Annotated in this window: 17 protein-coding genes; 9 read left to right on the top strand and 8 right to left on the bottom strand. The window is 73.4% G+C overall.

From position 1 onward, the window contains the following. Positions 1–545 precede the first annotated feature (545 nt). The 3 genes from ACFWWQ_RS28925 to ACFWWQ_RS28915 form a co-directional block, all read right to left on the bottom strand. Entirely contained in the window at positions 546–794 is a 249-nt protein-coding gene (locus tag ACFWWQ_RS28925; protein WP_384602139.1) for a hypothetical protein, read from the bottom strand. A gap of 224 nt (positions 795–1,018) precedes the next feature. Beyond that, positions 1,019–1,987: a M56 family metallopeptidase gene (locus ACFWWQ_RS28920; protein ID WP_384602137.1), complete on the bottom strand. Its 969-nt coding sequence runs from the start codon at positions 1,985–1,987 to the stop codon at positions 1,019–1,021. Positions 1,988–1,990: 3 nt separating this feature from the next. Further along, entirely contained in the window at positions 1,991–2,479 is a 489-nt protein-coding gene (locus ACFWWQ_RS28915) for a BlaI/MecI/CopY family transcriptional regulator (protein WP_384602135.1), read from the bottom strand. 415 nt (positions 2,480–2,894) lie between these two features. On the opposite strand from ACFWWQ_RS28915, the gene ACFWWQ_RS28910 reads away from it, so the two are divergent. Continuing rightward, positions 2,895–3,470 carry a TerD family protein gene (locus ACFWWQ_RS28910; RefSeq protein ID WP_384602134.1) on the top strand — a complete coding sequence of 192 codons (576 nt, stop codon included), beginning with the start codon at positions 2,895–2,897 and terminating at the stop codon, positions 3,468–3,470. A 213-nt stretch (positions 3,471–3,683) separates the two neighbouring features. On the opposite strand, the gene ACFWWQ_RS28905 is transcribed toward ACFWWQ_RS28910, so the two are convergent. After that, positions 3,684–4,139 (bottom strand): tellurite resistance TerB family protein, encoded by a 456-nt coding sequence (locus ACFWWQ_RS28905; protein ID WP_384602133.1) that lies wholly within the window; start codon positions 4,137–4,139, stop codon positions 3,684–3,686. Positions 4,140–4,545: 406 nt separating this feature from the next. Here ACFWWQ_RS28905 and ACFWWQ_RS28900 point away from each other — a divergent pair, with 406 nt between their 5' ends. The 4 genes from ACFWWQ_RS28900 (at position 4,546) to ACFWWQ_RS28885 (ending at position 8,470) form a co-directional block, all read left to right on the top strand. Next, on the top strand, positions 4,546–4,794 hold the full coding sequence (locus ACFWWQ_RS28900; protein ID WP_384602131.1) for a hypothetical protein: 249 nt from the start codon (positions 4,546–4,548) through the stop codon (positions 4,792–4,794). Positions 4,795–5,109: 315 nt separating this feature from the next. Further along, positions 5,110–5,655: a DUF5994 family protein gene (locus tag ACFWWQ_RS28895; RefSeq protein WP_384602129.1), complete on the top strand. Its 546-nt coding sequence runs from the start codon at positions 5,110–5,112 to the stop codon at positions 5,653–5,655. A 264-nt stretch (positions 5,656–5,919) separates the two neighbouring features. After that, positions 5,920–6,663, top strand: coding sequence for a DUF6344 domain-containing protein (locus tag ACFWWQ_RS28890; RefSeq protein WP_384602127.1), 744 nt, complete (start codon positions 5,920–5,922; stop codon positions 6,661–6,663). A gap of 1,096 nt (positions 6,664–7,759) precedes the next feature. Beyond that, a complete protein-coding gene (locus ACFWWQ_RS28885) occupies positions 7,760–8,470 on the top strand; it encodes a transglycosylase family protein (RefSeq protein ID WP_384602125.1) in 711 nt (236 codons plus the stop codon). Between the two features lie 113 nt (positions 8,471–8,583). On the opposite strand, the gene ACFWWQ_RS28880 is transcribed toward ACFWWQ_RS28885, so the two are convergent. The 4 genes from ACFWWQ_RS28880 to ACFWWQ_RS28865 all read right to left on the bottom strand — a co-directional run bounded on the left by ACFWWQ_RS28880 (position 8,584) and on the right by ACFWWQ_RS28865 (position 12,810). Further along, positions 8,584–9,288, bottom strand: coding sequence for a DUF4232 domain-containing protein (locus ACFWWQ_RS28880; RefSeq protein ID WP_384602123.1), 705 nt, complete (start codon positions 9,286–9,288; stop codon positions 8,584–8,586). 443 nt (positions 9,289–9,731) lie between these two features. Further along, complete coding sequence (locus ACFWWQ_RS28875; RefSeq protein ID WP_384602121.1) at positions 9,732–10,604, bottom strand: HpcH/HpaI aldolase/citrate lyase family protein; 873 nt, start codon at positions 10,602–10,604, stop codon at positions 9,732–9,734. Positions 10,605–10,609: 5 nt separating this feature from the next. Continuing rightward, the gene (locus tag ACFWWQ_RS28870; RefSeq protein WP_384602120.1) at positions 10,610–11,671 is read right to left on the bottom strand and encodes an HpcH/HpaI aldolase/citrate lyase family protein; all 1,062 of its coding nucleotides are present in this window, start codon (positions 11,669–11,671) and stop codon (positions 10,610–10,612) included. 191 nt (positions 11,672–11,862) lie between these two features. Beyond that, positions 11,863–12,810, bottom strand: a complete 948-nt coding sequence (locus ACFWWQ_RS28865) for an MBL fold metallo-hydrolase (protein ID WP_384602118.1) — start codon at positions 12,808–12,810, stop codon at positions 11,863–11,865. 284 nt (positions 12,811–13,094) lie between these two features. On the opposite strand from ACFWWQ_RS28865, the gene ACFWWQ_RS28860 reads away from it, so the two are divergent. From ACFWWQ_RS28860 to ACFWWQ_RS28845, 4 genes are all read left to right on the top strand, one after another. Beyond that, the gene (locus ACFWWQ_RS28860; protein WP_384602117.1) at positions 13,095–13,352 is read left to right on the top strand and encodes a hypothetical protein; all 258 of its coding nucleotides are present in this window, start codon (positions 13,095–13,097) and stop codon (positions 13,350–13,352) included. Continuing rightward, positions 13,339–14,703 carry an amidase gene (locus ACFWWQ_RS28855; protein ID WP_384602115.1) on the top strand — a complete coding sequence of 455 codons (1,365 nt, stop codon included), beginning with the start codon at positions 13,339–13,341 and terminating at the stop codon, positions 14,701–14,703. Before ACFWWQ_RS28860 ends, ACFWWQ_RS28855 begins: the two co-directional genes overlap by 14 nt. A 54-nt stretch (positions 14,704–14,757) precedes the next feature. Next, positions 14,758–15,330: a TetR/AcrR family transcriptional regulator gene (locus tag ACFWWQ_RS28850; RefSeq protein WP_384602113.1), complete on the top strand. Its 573-nt coding sequence runs from the start codon at positions 14,758–14,760 to the stop codon at positions 15,328–15,330. A gap of 849 nt (positions 15,331–16,179) precedes the next feature. Further along, on the top strand, positions 16,180–16,314 hold the full coding sequence (locus tag ACFWWQ_RS28845; RefSeq protein WP_384602112.1) for a hypothetical protein: 135 nt from the start codon (positions 16,180–16,182) through the stop codon (positions 16,312–16,314). Positions 16,315–16,441: the final 127 nt, after the last annotated feature.

Below are 16,441 nucleotides of genomic sequence, written 5' to 3'. Positions count from 1 at the left end.
CCGGGGCGGGGGCCCCCCGCCCCGCGGCCCGGGCGGGGGCGGGGGGGTAACCGGGGCGCGCCGGGGCGGGCGCGGGGGGGGGGCCCGCCCCCGGGCGGGGGGCGCCGGGGGCCCCGCCCGCCGTACGGGGGCGGGCGCCGGGAGCAGCACGGCGCGCGGACGGGGGCGCGCGCCGGGGGCCGGGGACGCCGGGGGCGTCGCGGCCGGGCGGGGCGTCGCGGCGCGCGGAACCTGGCCGCAGGGGCCCGCCGCCCCGGGAACTCTGCCTGTCGTGCACGCCGTTGGCCCCTCTCGCTTTGCGGATGCTATGTCGGGGGACGCGACGCCGGGGGCCGTCGCGGATGGCGGGGACGGCGGCGGGAGGGTCGAATGCGGCGGGTGTGGTGGCGTGCTCGGCGCGGTGGGAGCGGGCGTGACGGCGCGAACGGGGGCGGGCGCGCGGCCGGACCACACCCCCGTGGCCATCGGGAGCAGCGGTGCGCGGGGGGCGCGCGGGGAACGGTGCGCACGCCCCGGGGGCGGGGCCGCTCCCCGGTGCCGGTGGGTCAGATTCCGGAGCTGGGGAGGAGGTGGATGGTGTCCGGGTCGTACCGGAACCACCGGGGCGGCTGGCCGCCGGGCGTCATGCGCATCCGGCACCACTGGGCGCCGTCCTCGTCCGTCCACCACGCGGTGATCCGGCCCACCGCCCAGCGGCCGTCCGGGTAGCGGACCTCGACGGGCTGGTAAACCCACCGCACCTCCGCTTCCGGTGGCAGGCAGTCCCAGCTCGGGAGTGAGCACCTCGTCGCCATCTCCCCCTCCGAAAACGCCCGTTACCGCCGTGTGGACATCCAGCGTACCGGCAACATCTACAGCTTTGTAGAACTTCCCGGGGGTGGGATTGCGGGACCGGGACGCGTGTCCTTCGGAGGGGCCCCGCGCACCCGGGGTCCGGGTGCGCGCCCTTAGGCGCCCGCCCCGTACACGCGCCACTAGGGAGAGGGGGAGCCGCGCCCCCTGGCCAGGAACCCAACGCTCAGAGCGGCGTCGCGGCTTTGAGGATGAGGACGAGGGCGATCGTGGAGTTCAGGGAGGCGAGCGCCGACGTGGCGGTGCCCGCGGCGGCGACGAGGGCGGCGAGGCCGGTCGGGGTCAGGGCGTGCGGCCAGCCGCGGGCGGGCGGTACGGGCGCGAGCAGCGCCGCCACCCGGCGCGGTACCGGACCGGTCTCCGCCGCGGCGAAGTGCGCCAGCTCCGGATAGGGGGCGCCCGCCCGGCCCACGAGCGCCGCCTTGCCGACCGCGTGCGCCGTCACCCGGCGGTCGCCCACGGCGTGGGCGGCCTCCTCGTCGGCCCAGCGTTCGGTGGCGTACGCCAGTGCCGAACGGAGCGGCAGCAGCAGCGGGTTGAGGCATCCGGCCAGCCGTACGGCGAGCAGGTAGCGGTGGTGGTGGCAGTCCAAATGGGCGCGTTCGTGCGCGAAGAGGGCCCGCCGCTCGGCGCCGTCCAGGCTGTCCAGCATCCCCCGCGACACCACGACCCGTCCGGGCCGGGCGGCCCGCCCCGGGCGGCCCGGTGTGCCCGGTACGGCGTAGGCGTACGGCGTCGCGTCCGGAAGGACGGCGGGGTCGTGACCCGGTGGCAGCGCGGCCAGCGCGTCGTGGGCGCGCGCCCGGATGCGGCGGTGGCGGCGCAGCACCCCCGCGCCCGCCACGGCCGCCGCGGCCAGCGCGGCGATGGCGGCGGTCCCGGCGATCTCCGCGCCCGGCACCGCCGCGCGGACCTCCGGGTCGGACCAGCCGTCCGGCAGCGGGTTGCCGGGCAGCTGCGCGGTCCCGACGACCATCAGCAGCACCAGGCAGAGCGTGCTGCACACCGCGAGGACGGCGGACAGCAGGGTCAGCAGGCGGGTCGACGCGCGGGGGTGGAGGTGCTGGCCGGCGAGCTTGGCGATCGGCAGCGCGGTGAGCGGCAGGACCAGCGGGAGGAAGACGAAGAAGCCCACCGGTCAGTCCCTGCCGGGCGCCGGGTCACCGGGGCCGGCGCCGTCCAGCAGCGCGCGCAGCACCTGCTCGTCGTGGGCGGACAGCGCCGAGACGAAGCTGGTCAGGACGGCGTCCCGGTCCGGTTCGCCGTCCAGGACCCGGCGCATCCGCAGTGCCGCGAGCCCGGCTTCGTCGGCGGCGGGCGTCCAGAGGTAGGCGCGCCCGGACCGTTCCCGGGTGACGGCCTTCTTGGCGTGCAACCGGGACAGGATGGTCATCACCGTCGTGTACGCGAGGTCGCCGCCGAGCCGTTCCTGCACCCAGGCGGCGGAAACCGGCTCGGGTGCGTGGTGCAGCGCGGTCAGGACCTGCGCCTCCAACTCGCCCTGGCCGCGGCGGCGGGCGCGCTCCGGGCCGCCCGCGCCGTAACCGCCGGAGGCGCCCGCGGGTCCGCCGGATCCACCGCGTCCGGAGGGCGCGCCGAGCGCTCTTCCGAAGGATTTCCCGCCCATGCCGTCGCCTCCCGCCGTGCCGGGCGTCCCGGGGCCGGGACGTCGGGGCATCTTACGGCCGCGACCGCGGCCCGTACCGAGCGGCCGGATTCCGGCGACGGCCCCGGGAGTCAGGCCGTACGGGATGGGCCGTAGGGGACCGGCCGCACGGAACGGGCCGTACGGGACGCCCCCTACGGGATGAGCCGTAGGGAAGAGCCCGTACGGGACCGGCGCCGGTTCGCCGCGCCAACTTCTACAGTCCTGTAGATTTTAGCTCGGTGCGCCGCATGTGTCCCGCCCGTTCGCCCGGGCGTCGGCGGTGCGGCGCCGTGCCCACCTCATAGCCCTCATAGCTCTGAACCCGATACGCCGGTCCGTGCGCGGCGCGCTTCCGCCCAGGTGCGCGGACCGGCACATCACCTGGAGGTAAACCATGGGAGTCTCGCTGGCCAAGGGCGGCAACGTCTCGCTGTCGAAGGAGGCGCCGGGCCTGAGCGCGGTCACCGTCGGGCTCGGCTGGGACGTGCGGACGACGACGGGCGCCGACTACGACCTGGACGCGAGCGCCCTGCTCTGCACCGAGGCGGGCAAGGTCGTCTCGGACCGCCACTTCGTCTTCTACAACAACCTGAACAGCCCGGACGGTTCGGTCCAGCACACCGGCGACAACCTGACCGGTGAGGGCGAGGGCGACGACGAGTCCATCAACATCAACCTCACCGACGTCCCCGCCGAGGTCGCAAAGATCGTCTTCCCGGTCTCCATCCATGAGGCGGAGAGCCGCGGTCAGAGCTTCGGCCAGGTCCGTAACGCCTTCATCCGCGTCATCAACCGCCTCGACGGCGCCGAGCTGGCCCGCTACGACCTGAGCGAGGACGCCTCCACTGAGACCGCCATGGTCTTCGGCGAGCTGTACCGGCACGGCGGCGAGTGGAAGTTCCGCGCCGTGGGCCAGGGCTACGCCTCCGGCCTCGCGGGCATCGCCGCCGACTTCGGCGTGAATGTGTGAGGCACCGCCGAGCCGCGTGACCGGGGAGCCGGTCGCCGCACCGCCCGGTCCCGTACGGGGAGTCCGTACGGGACCGGGCGGTGGTGTGTGCGGGGGCGGTCGGTCCCTTACGGGGCCGACGCCGAGCCGTTTCCGGGACGGTCGGTCCCGTACGGGGCTTCCCCTACGCCGTTTCCGGGTCGGACGGTCCCTTACGGGGCCGGCCCCGAGCCGTCAGAGGTCGAACTCGGCCGGGTTGATGTCCAGCGCGAAGCACGCTTCGCGCACCACGGCCTGCTCGGTCTTGTCGAAGTCGCCGTCCGCGCCGCCGATGACGATGCCGATCTGGATCACCGCACGCGCCTCGACCGGCTTCTTCTTCACCTTGCCGATCTCCTGCATCACGGCGACCTTGCCGAAGTCGAAGTCGGCGGTCAGCTTGTCGAGGTAGCCGTCGAAGCGGCGCTGGAGGTCATCCGCCGCGAAGTTCTGCAGCGCCTCGTTGGAGGTGATCAGCTGCGCCACCCGGCGCCGCTCGGACGGGTCGATCGTGCCGTCGGCAGCCGCCACCAGCGCGCACATCGCCATGCTGGCGTCCCGGAAGGCGCCACTCTTGAGGTCGTTCTTCTTGGCGACGAGCTGGTTCTGCATCGTCTGGGCGGAATCCTTGATCCGGTCCCACAGGGCCATCGGGATCTCCTTGTCGTCGTCGTCCGTTGTTCCGTGTGCCGGACGGGCGGACGGGTGCGGTCCGCCGACGCGGGCACCGTCATGCCCGGCCGGCCGACGGCCGGTTTGGTCATGCGTAGGTAAAATCTACAGGTATGTATAAGTTTGCGAACGGGGAGGGTCCGGGGAGATCGTTTCCGGTTGGCCGAGGCGCTCGGGGCGTCCGCCTCGCGCCGTCGCCTGCCCGCCGCCGTCTCGCGCGTACCGGCGCCCTCGCTCCGGACATTTCGCCCAACCTTGGGCGAGTTGGGGTTACGGTGGAGTGACCGGGGACCGCCCGCCGGGCCGCGCCCCGCGCGGCTCCGCCGAGGCCGACGGGCCCCGAGCCGCGAGGCCCGGTCCATGAGGCCCGAGTGAGGTGAGCACGATGCAGATCGCGTTGACCGTGGTCGTTCTGCTGGCGCTGGTCGCCCTGGGCGTACTGTTCCTCGCCCGGGTCAACGCCCAGCGGGCGGGCCGGATGGCGACACACAAGTACGCGACGCTGCAGCCGTCCTTCCGCCTCCGGATGCGCAAGTGGCCGCACGGCGGCGGCAGCCGACCCGGCCCGCACGCCGCCGGGCCCCCGCCGCCCACCGCCGGCGAGCGATCCGGCGGCCGACCCGGCGGATCCTGACCACGGCGCCCCTCGCACCGCCCCCCCCGGACCTTGCCCCGTGCCGTCGCGCCCGCCCCGCCGGGCCTCGCCCCGCGGATGCCGCCCGCGGCCGACCGGCCCCGGCGGGGCATCCCGTACGGGCACGTCCCCTACGGCTCTTCCCGTACGGGCACGTCCCCTACGGCTCTTCCCGTACGGGCACGTCCCCTACGGCTCTTCCTGTACGGGCATGTCCCCTACGGTTCATCCCCTACGGGCTCGCCCCCTACGGGCGTTCCCCTGTGGGCGTACCCCGTCCACCCGCACCGGGCCACCCGCGCCCTGGAGCACACCATGAACTCCACCGCCACCGGAGCCACCACCGGAATCACCGGCGCCGCCCGTCGGCAGCCGCACCCCGCGCCGCCGCCCGTCGCCCGGCTCGCCATCGCGCCCGCCACCGGTGTCGCCCGCCGCACCGACGGCGTCTGGTGGCCGCGCTCGGCCGACCTGGAGGCCGAACTCCCCGAACTCCTCCCGGCGTTGCCCTTCGACTGGCCCCGTATCACCCACGCCACCGCGAACGGCGCGCTCTGGGCGCCGCTGCCCACGCTCACCCTCGTCGCCGGTCACGTCATCCGCCTGCGCCGCATCCCCGACCGCCCGGGCCCGCCCACCCTCTGCCTGGTCGCCGCCGGTCTCGGCCGCTGGGACCTGCGCGTGCTGCCGCCCCGTACCGCCGAGGCCGACGCCGTACGCGTCCTGGCGGGCGTCGCCACCGGGGAGATCCCGGCCGATGCGCCCGTACCCGACGAGGACCCGGCGCCCGCCGCGCCCCGCCGCCCGGAGCGCCCACAGGCGGCCCGGCTACGCGATACCCGCGCGCCCCGCAACCGCTGACGGGCGCCGCGGCCCGGTCCGCCGCGGGACGCCGGGCGCCGCGGCTACTGCGGTCGAGTGGTGTTCATCCGAAGAACGGCGCCGCGCGTGCGTCGCTCCTCCGATCCTCGCATTGCGTATTCATCATGAGAAAGCACCACAGAACCGGCGGAACGAAAAGCGGTGGCCCGCCACCGCGTTCCCCGTCCGGTGGCTGCGGTGCATCCCGTACCAACCAAGGTTTCCGGCGGCTGACCGCCGGTACGCGAACGAAAGCGAGGGACCATGGCTGCGACCAAGGTCGTGAAGTTCTGGGCGGTGTGCCTTGCCGTGCTCGGCAAGCTGCTGGCGACGTTCCGCTACGCCGCCCCGGGTGCGGCCGCCTGCCGCCGCGCCGCACGGTACGGCGACTCCTTGTACGGCGCCACCCCGTACACCCCGGCGCCGCGCACCACCGCGTACGTCCCGGTCGCCCCGTACGCACCGGCCGCGCGTGCGGTCCTCGGCGCACCGCGCACCGCGGCCACCGCGCCACCGGTACCGGTGACGGGCGACCCCGGCCCCGCACCCGGCGCACCCACTACGGCCCCCGCAGCGCAGAAGGCTCCCACCCCGCGGACGGCTCCCCCGTCGGCATCCGCACCGGCCCCCGCACCAGCCCCCGCACCCACCGCCGTCACCCCCGCCGCCCGCCGCGCACCCGAGGACCACTTCCTCCCCGAGCAGCCGCCGGCTTCCCGCAGCCGCCTGCTGCCCGCGGCTCCGTTCCTCCCGTCGCCCCGCATCGCGAGCCCCTACGTACCGGAGATGCGCGCGTACGGCGGCCCGCAGTTGCCGCCCACCCTCAAGCAGCGGATCCGCGCCGAGGCCCACGGTTCCTCGCCCACCACCCGCAGCCGACTCGCCACCGATACCGAACCCTCGCGCACCGTCCCGGCGGACGATCCGCACGGCGCCCCGGAGGACGACCGGTCCGCGGCCATCGTCCCGGCGGCCCGCAGCCGCGAACACACCGCCTGTACGACCTGACGGGGGCCCGACGCCACCGGGGCGACCGCCCCGGACCCACGCCACATGCGCGGCGCTCCCGAGCGCCGCGCGGCAGCGTGCCCGGACGGTTCGGTACCGGGTACGGCAGTGATACGTACGGCGGCAGCGCTGATCGCGGCGACGGACGCGGGGGACGCGTCGGTGCTGCACATCGGCCGTTGCCGACGAGACCGGCGCGTGAACCCTCCCGGGCCGGTCCGGGGGAGAAGTATCCGGGGGAGAAGTAGGGGATGTCCGGCGCGTGAGGTGACCGCGCCGAGGGGATGAGGGGCGGGGGCCCGTGCGCGAGCCGTACGTGCCGAGGGGGCTGGGGGTCGAGGGGCTGAGGGGGAATCAGGGCGAGGGGCCTGGCCGCGCCGGAGCGTGGGCGCGCCGCCTGCCCGCCCGCTGCGGACCCGGGGCCCAGGACGGTGCCCCGGCCTTGTGCTCGCGCTCGTACGACGTCCGGCCTTGTGCTCGCGCTCGTACGATGTCCGGCCTTGTGCTCGCGCTCGTACGACGTCCGGCCCTGCGCTCGCGCTTGTACGACACCCGGCCTTGTGCTCGCACCCGTACGACGTCCGGCCCTGCGCTCGCGCTCGTACGACACCCCGGCTTCGTGCCCGCGCCCGTATGCGCCTCTCTCCGGCCCGCCGCCTTCCTGCCGGGCCCCTGACACTTTCTGACGCGTTTTTGACGCACAGATTCCCGTACGCGCCCGTGTGCGCCCGTGTCGCGCCCGCGTTGCGTCCGTCTCTACACCCGGCCCCGGGGCCTCGCCACCCGGCCCTCGCGCCACACCCCGCAACGGCCTCCCGTCGGGACGGGCGGACGAGGGAATGAGGCCCCAACCCACCTTTGAAACAAACGAGTTGAGGATTTTCGTCGGTCGTTACTCCGATGCGGGCCGCGCGCTCCCAGGGCCACCCCGCGGAGCGCCTCCCGCGCTTCCGCAACAGCGGCCACCCGGGTGAAACACGCGCATTTCAGGCTCAGCAGACGTGCCGAAAAGCATATTGCCCGGTTTCTTGGGTCGTGCCCTCGGCCGTGGCGGATATCGCGTCACGGCGTCGCCGGAGCATGGAGGAAAGCCGTCATGTCGTCAGCTCTTGCCAAACGGTCCGTCGGAACCATCCTGTACATGCTGGTCGTTGTCCTGAGCACGCTCGGTCTCGGCGGCCAGAGCGCCACCGCAGCCGCGGTCCCCGCCACCCCCGCCGGACCGGTCGCCCCGGCGGGCACCGACTGGGACCGCATCGCCCACTGCGAGAGCAGCGGCAACTGGCACATCAACACCGGCAACGGCTTCCACGGCGGGCTCCAGATCACCCCCTCCACCTGGCGGGCCTACGGCGGCAAGAGATACGCCCCGCGCCCCGACCTCGCCACGAAGTCCCAGCAGATCGCCGTCGGCGAACGCATCCGCCGGGACCGCGGCCTCCAGCCCTGGCCCAACTGCGGCCGGTTCGGCGCGAACGACCCGTCCGACGGCGTCAGCAAGGCCACCCCGGAACGCCCGGTCACCAGGCCCGTCCCCGCCCCGCAGGCCCAGCGGCACTCACACGACCAGGTACAACGCCAGCACGGCACCACCGTCGACCGCCGGCACGGCACCACCGTCCACCGCCAGCAGAGCGCTCTCACCGGCGGCAGCTACGTCGTTCAGCCCGGTGACTGCCTCTCCGTCATCGCACAGCGCGCCCACACCCCCGGTGGCACCCAGAAGCTGTACGAACTCAACCGCCACACGCTCGACGAAGGCCCCGACCACATCTACCCGGGTCAGCGTCTGAAGCTGCGCGCATGAGCCGGGGAGAGGTGACCGGGGCCGTGGAGTCGACCGCCCTGGAGCCGGGGACCGAGGAGATCGGTAACGGTAACCGGGGGGTGGATCGTGCCGAAGTGATCGGCATCCTGGGATCAGTGGCCGCCGACCGGGTTGACGAAGGTACCGGGGTGCGTGGCGGCGGACTGGTCGAGGATCGAACCGCCGAAGGACCACTTCAGCTGGAAGTGCTTGGTCTCGTTCGGGGGCGTGATCAGCACCATGTCGGGGCTGACCTTACGGCTCTCCGGGTCGGAGGTGGGCAGCAGCGAGATGGTGAAGCTGGTGTGCGCACCGGGCTTGAGGGTGACCGCGGGCGCCGCCTGGTTGGAGCGGGTCAGGTCCCAGGGGCCGTCCTCGCCGCCGATGATGCTGACGCCCGGGAAGCCCTTGATCGTGCAGGTCGAGCTGCCGATGTTCTTCAGCCAGACCGCCGCGGTCTGCTGGTCGTCGCTCTTCATGTCGGGGACGCCGCCACCGTCGGAGCCCCAGCCGGCCTCCAGGCCGTCGGTGTGGCAGCGCTCCGTACCGCCGGAGTTGCGTCCGGCGGACTTCGCCGCACCTTCCGCGGCGGCGGGCGCACCCTGGTCGGAGGACCTGCCGGCGCCCGCACCGTTCGCCTGGGCCGAGTCGTCCGAACCGGAAGCCGGCTTGCCGGGCGTCGAGTCCGCAGCGGAGGAGGCGGACGATGCCTTGTCCGAGCCGCCTTCCTGGCAGGCGGTCAGGCTGAGCGCGGCGGCGGCGACCAGGGAAGCGGCGGCGGTCCTGCGGACCAGACGGAGCGTGGTGTGGCGCGACATGAGTCCCCCTCGTGGGTTCGGTGGATGCGGTCCGTTGCTTCGTTCCGCACTCACCATATTGCCGCCGCTCACTGGTGATCCACTAACGGCGTACTAACGTCCCGGAACCACCCGGCGAGCGCCCGCTCCACCGAGGTCCGCCAACCGCCGTCACCCCTCTCCACCAGGGGAGATGCGGTATCGCAGGCGAGCGTTCCCTTCTGCGGCGAGCGATCTGACGAGATGCCCGGAGCATGGTTCTACGGGGTCGTTGCGGGGGTCCGGTGAGCCTGCCGCGGGCGTTCCGCGAACCGGCTGTGCGCGGCCCGGCGAGCCCGTCGCGCGGCCCGGCCGACGCTGCGTCACGCCCCTCGGCCGACGCTGCGTCACGCCCCTCGGTCGACGCTGCGTCACGCCCCTCGGCCGACACCCGGACGGACGCCGCCCCCGCTCCGTCCTCCGCGCTACCGTCCCGCGACCGCCTCCGCCAGGGCCAGGATGCGGCGGGCGTCCTCCACATGGAGGTTCTCGATCATGCGGCCGTCCACGGTGACGACGCCGAGGCCCTCCCGCGTCGCCTCGTCGAACGCCTCGATGATCCGCCGCGACCGCTCGATCTGCGCCTCCGACGGCGCGAACACCTCGTTGCACGGCGCGACCTGTGCGGGATGGATCAACGTCTTGCCGTCGAAGCCGAGTTGACGCCCCTGGACGCACTCCGCCTCGAACCCGGCGAGATCCTTCACGTCGTTGAAGACGCCGTCCAGGATGACCTTGCCGCTCTCGCGGGCCGCCAGCAGCGCCAGCGACAGGCCGGTCAACAGCGGTGCCCGGCCCGGGACAGGCTCGGCGTGCAGCTCCTTTGCCAGGTCGTTAGTGCCCATGACCAGCACCGACAGCCGCTCCCCGGCCGCCGCCACCTCGCGCGCGTCCAGCATCGCCCGCGGCGTTTCGAGCATCGCCCAGACCGCCGTGTGATCCGGCGCCCCGGCCGCCTCCAGCGCCCGCTCCACCTCCCGCACGGTTGCCGCCGATTCGACCTTCGGCACCACGACGGCGTCCGGACCGGCCGCCGCGGCGGCCCGCAGATCGTCGGCGTGCCAGGCCGTACCGGGGCCGTTGACCCGGATCGTCACCTCGCGGTGGCCGTACGCGCCGGAGGCGGCGGCCGCGGCCACCCGCTCGCGGGCGGCGGCCTTCGCGTCCGGCGCGACCGCGTCCTCCAGATCGAGGATGAGCGCGTCGGCGGGGATCGAGGTGGCCTTCTCCAGGGCGCGTGCGTTGGCGCCCGGCATGTACAGCACGGAGCGGCGGGGCCGCAGCGTCGGACCGGTCACCGTACTCACTCCTCTCCGGCCGCGTCGTACGCGGCGCGCAGCTCGGGGTCGCGGGTGGCGAGCGCTTCCGCCAGCTCGACCACCACCTGGCACTGCTTGAAGGTCGCGTCGTCCTGCATCTTGCCGTCGAGCATCACCGCGCCGGTGCCGTCGCCCATCGCCTCGATGACCCGGCGGGCCCAGCGGACCTCGTCCGGCGACGGCGAGAAGACCTTCTTCGCGATGCCGATCTGCACGGGGTGCAGGCTCCACGCCCCGACGCAGCCCAGCAGGAACGCGTTACGGAACTGGTCCTCGCAGGCGGTGGTGTCCTTGATGTCGCCGAACGGCCCGTAGTACGGCAGGATCCCGTGCGCCGCGCACGCGTCGACCATCCGCGCGAGGGTGTAGTGCCACAGGTCCTGCTGGTACGTGGCCCGGGGCGCGCCGGCGTCCTGCGTGTCGGGGTCCTGGCGGACGAGGTAGCCGGGGTGGCCGCCGCCGACGCGGGTCGTCTTCATCCGGCGGCTGGCGGCGAGGTCGGCCGGGCCGAGGGAGATGCCCTGCATCCGGGGGCTGGTCCCGGCGATCTCCTCGACGCCTGCGACGCCGGTGGCGGTCTCCAGGATGGCGTGCACCAGGATCGGCCGCCGCACACCGGCCTTCGCCTCCAACTGCGCCAGCAGCCGGTCGATGTAGTGGATGTCGGCGGCGCTCTCGACCTTCGGCACCATGATGACGTCGAGTTTGTCGCCGATCTCGGTGACCAGCGTCAGCAGATCGTCGAGGACCCACGGCGAATCGAGGCTGTTGATCCGCGTCCACAGCTGGGTGTCGCCGAAGTCGGCGGCGCGGGCGATCTTCACCAGCCCGTCGCGCGCCGCCTCCTTGCGGTCGGCCGCGACCGCGTCCTCCAGATTGCCGAGCAGGACGTCGACGGTGGGGGCGAGGGCGGGGATCTTCGCGGCCATCTTCTCGTTGCCCGGATCGAAGAAGTGGATCATCCGGGACGGGCGGAACGGCACCTCCCGCACCGGTGTCGGCGCCCCGACAGCCAGCGGGCGGAAGAAGTCCTTCGGAGAGCGCATGCAGTCTCCCTGGTCGGATCGAGGGTTCCGGGGGCCGCCCGCGCGCACGAACGCCGACGGCGTGCGGCTCACTCTAGAGGCGCGGCCCACGGACGCTACTGATCAGTATGTGTGCCGTTGGTCACCGCCTGCGCATGCCTCGACGGGCGGTATGCGCCGTTGCGGAGCGGGCTCCGGGGGTGGCTTCGGCGTCACGTACGGGTGCCGGCGGTGGGGGCCGGGCGGCCCGGGACCGGTATCAGGCGGTAGGTGCCCCCCTGCGCCCGGACCAGCCCGGCGGTGGGCGACGGGAAGTGGGTGCCGAGGAGCAGGGTGTCGGTCCCGGCGAGGGAGGCGAGGAGAGTGCGCCGGGTGGCCACGGCCTGCTCCGGGTCGGTGTCCACGCAGCTGCCCAGCGCCGGGTGGCCCAGCTGGACGGGGTGGTGGATGCAGTCGCCGGTGATCACCGCCGTACCCGTACGGCCGCGCAGCTCCACGGCGAGGTGGCCCGGGGTGTGTCCGGGGGTGGGAAGGAGGCGTATGCCCGGTGCGATCTCGGCCCCCGCGGAGGGGACGTCGACGAGGTCGAGCTGTCCGGCGTCGCGGACCGGGTGGACGGAGTCACGGAACATCTGCCGCCGGGCGTCGTCCCTCTCCGTGGTGGCCCAGTGGTCCCACTCCCGGCGGGAGGTCACATAGCGGGCGCGGGGGAAGGTGGGCCGCCAATCGCCGCCGTCCGCGCGGGTGTTCCAGCCGACGTGGTCGGTGTGGAGATGGGTGAGGAGTACCAGGTCGACGGCGTCCGGCGGGAATCCGGCGGCCTCCAGGCGGGCGAGATAGTCGGTCCGCAGGCCGTGCCAGGCGGGGTTGGCGCGGGTCTTGCCGTTGCCGATGCCGGTGTCGATCAGTACGCGCAGACCACCGATGGTGCAGGCGAAGGTGTGGCTGCTCAGGCGCAGCACGCCGGACTCGTCGGCGAATTCGGGCCGCAGCCAAGGGGTTTGATCGACCACCTCGGGTGTGGCGGACGGCAGCAGCCAGGGGCCCGTCTGCGGCGGCAGCGTCACCTCGTCGATGCGGTGCACGGTGACGCCGCCCAACTCCCACGCGGGCGCGGGGGGAAGGGGAGGACGGCCTGGCGGCCTGGGCTCGGCCGTCACGTCCCTCTCTCCTCTCGCCTTCCTCTCCTCCAGTGCGCGGCGGCCGGGCTCTGGTGGGGTCCGGTGGTACGGCGACGGCTGCTGGTGGGGCGAGATCTGCCAGGGTGTCGGGCTTGCGGGAACCATCTTTCGTGCCTCTCCCGTTCTCCGTAAAAGCTATCTGTTTGCGTTAGTCGACGCTAACGCCTACTCTCAACTAACGCAATCTTTTAGCTTTAGCCCGATCGGGTGGCGGGCGCCGGCCGGTCGAGCGGCTCCAACCACCCTTGTACGGAGGGATGTTCATGAATCTCGCAGAGAACGCCGCGGCCGCCGCGACGGCGGAGGCCGACGGGGGTGACGTCTCCGGCTTCACCGCCGCGGAGGCCGCGCGGGCGGCGCTCCGGGCCGGGGTGCGGCTGCCGACGGAGCGGCACGCCGCGGTGGCGGCCGTTGCGCACCACCTCCACACCGTGCTCGGTCTGCTGCGGGAGCTGGATCTCGGGGAGACGCCCCCGGCCGACCACACCACCGAACGGGAGCCCGCCGATGCACCCCGCTGACCTGACCCTCACCGAGGCGTCCGCCGCCGTCCGGGCGCGGGAGCTGTCCCCGGTCGACCTGACCGCCTCCACCATCGACCGACTCGACGCCGTACAGCCGCGGTTCGGGCCCTACGCCGCCGTCGCCCGGGACGTGGCCCACGCGGCGGCCGCCCGCGCCGCATCGGAGATCGCGGCCGGAGGCCACCGGGGCCCGCTGCACGGCATCCCCTTCGGCCTGAAGGATGTGATCGACGTCGCGGGGCTGGCGACCGCCGCCGGCTCCCGCGTCCGCGCAGGTCACCGTGCGTCCGCCGACAGTGCGGTGGCCGCCCGCCTCGCCGGCGCCGGTGCCGTCCTCCTGGGCAAGACGCACACCCATGAGTTCGCCTACGGGCTGATCACCCCGCAGACCCGGAACGCCTGGGACGACGGCCGGATCGCCGGAGGGTCGAGCGGCGGCTCCGCGGTCGCCGTGGCCACGGGCGCCGCCACCTTCGCCCTGGGCACGGACACCGGCGGGTCCATCCGCGTCCCCGCCGCGCTCAACGGCGTCGTCGGGCTCAAGCCGACCTACGGCCTCGTCCCGCGGCGCGGGGTGACCCCGCTGTCCTGGTCGCTGGACCACGTCGGCCCCCTCACCCGCACCGTGGCGGACGCCGCCCTCGTCCTCCAGGAGCTGACGGGCCCCGGGAGCGCGCCCGTTCCTCCGCTCCCGGAAGGCGACCTGACCGGCCTGCGGATCGGCGTGCCGGACACCTACTACTTCGACCGCGTCAGCCCCGAGGTCGAAGCCGCGGTCCGCGCCGCCCTCGACCGGATGGCGGGTCTGGGCGCCACCCTCGTCGCCGTCGGGACGCCGATGGCCCGGTACGTCCAGGCCGTCCACTGGGGGCTGATGGTCCCGGAGGCGACCGCGTACCACGAAGCCACTCTGCGCGCCTCGCCCGAGCTGTACGGGCCGGACGTCCGGGTGCTCCTGGAGGCCGGGACCACCGTCTCGGCGGGGGATCATCTGCGCGCCCGGCGGGCCCAACGGCTGATGCGCGAGGCGTGGATACGCCTCTTCGCGCAGGTCGACGTGGTCGCCGCGCCCACCGTCCCGATGACCGCCACCGAGGTCGGACGGTCCACCGTCAGCTGGCCCGACGGCACGACCGAGAGCGTCTCCGACGCCTGTGTACGCCTCTGCGCGCCCGCCAACATCACCGGAATACCCGCCCTGACCCTGCCGGTCGGCCAGGACTCCGCCGGGCTGCCCATAGGGATGCAGCTGATGGGGCCTCCCCTGGGCGAGCCGGTCGTGCTGCGCGTCGGGCACGCCTACGCCGCTCGGTACGGGGACGGGGTTCCGGCCGTCGCGGCGGCGTGATGCCGTTCTGTGCGGGGCAGGCGGAACGCAATGACGTTGCTTTAAGGTGGCGGCATGAGTCCCAAGGCCAAGGCGCGCCCCGGTGGGCGCAGCGCGCGCGTCCAGGAGGCGGTGCACGCCGCCGTGCGGGAACTCGAAGCCGAACAGGGCCGCGCCAAGCTGACCGTTCCGGCGGTCGCGGCCCGCGCGGGCGTCACCCCGTCGACGATCTACCGCCGCTGGGGCGACCTCCACGAGCTGCTGTCGGACGTCGCGGTCGAGCGGTTGCGCCCCGAGGAGCCGCCGTCCGACCACGGTGCGCTCCGCGCCGATCTGACCGCCTGGGCGCGGCAGTTCCTCGAAGAGATGGCCTCGCCGCCCGGCCGCGCCTACATCCGTGACGCGCTGCTGGGCGACCCCGACGGCTCCAACGCCGGGCAGTGCTCGGCGTATGCCGCCGGGCAGGTCGAGACGATCCTCGCCCGTGCAATGGACCGCGGCGAGACGGCCCCGCCCGCGGATACGGTCATGGACCTCGTGGTTGCCCCGATGATGTACCGCATCCTCTTCCGTCCGGACCCGCTCACCGCCGAATACGCCGACCACCTCGTCGACACGGCCCTCGCCGCACCGGACGAATCCGCCTGACGGCGACGCGAGTACACGGCCGGACCTCGGGGGCCGTAGACCCGAAATTACTCCGGAAATGCTCGCGCGCCGCACGGGCCGAGGAGCCAGGGGCCCGGGCGTTTCCCGTGCCGCTCGTGCGCGGAAAATGCGGACGCGAATCATGAACGGCATATTACCCGCAGTAACGCCGAATCCACTTTGCGTGGCGAAGGGCTTCCTTCCTTACTGGCGAGTATGTGTGAGGTGTAGTCACCTCGCTCGCCGCCGCGCGCCCTCACTTCCGGACGCTCGTCATTCGCGGAAGTTTCGCGAGACGTGAATGCGGCGCCGAAGCGGCGGGATTTGTCAATGCCCACCTCGGGCCGCCCCGGCCTGGGTGGACTCCGCTCCCCGCCCGACCTGGGCCTTCCTCGGGCGGCGCCCCGCGGATGCCGCCGGAAGTGGGGACGGGTGCACGTCCCTGAAAGAGGGCATGCGGGTTCCGTCATGTCCCTGGAGGGTGGCCGGGCGGGCGTACCAGGAAAGCGGTGGATTAATTCCGCACAGGGGGCGGGGAGTCCCTCCGATTCCGTTCCGTGAGTAATTTACGAATCAAATTCGACCGGCCGGGGCGTCCGATATTCGCCGCTTTGGACTTCGGTCTCGATAGCAAGACATGGCCGGATGCACGCGACTGCACCAAGTAAGCAAAGTGTTAACTCTCAGGGAACTGTTGACAGTGCAGATTGGCCGGTCCTACGGTTATGACGCCCGGTCACCTGGCTGGCAGCGCAGCTCCCGATAAAGGGAATGGGGATTTCCTTTCGCCCCGTGCATTTCCTTTATCCGCCGCGTGCACCACTCAATTCCCACGACAGGAGAACTGATATGCCCGCCGCTCTGCTGGAAGACCTCGACCTCGACATCCGCGAGCTTCTCGACGAGGAGGCCGACGAGACCGCCGCCAAGGGTGAGACCACCTCGGTGATCCTCACCGCCCAGCCCTCCACCTGCCACTGCTGAAGCTGAGCGAACCGGTGGTCCCGGGGGGGGGGGGCGCCCCCCCCCCCGGGCCGGCGGCGGGATGCGGGGCCGCCGCCGCCGCCCCGGGCCGCCCGGGGGGCGCGGGGGTGGGGGTGCGTGTGTAAGA

The organism is Streptomyces sp. NPDC059080 (assembly GCF_042739975.1).
In the GTDB taxonomy this organism is placed as follows: Bacteria; Actinomycetota; Actinomycetes; order Streptomycetales; family Streptomycetaceae; genus Streptomyces; species Streptomyces benahoarensis.
The sequence above is the reverse complement of the archived record's forward strand: the minus strand, read 5'-3'. Positions and strand labels throughout refer to the sequence as shown.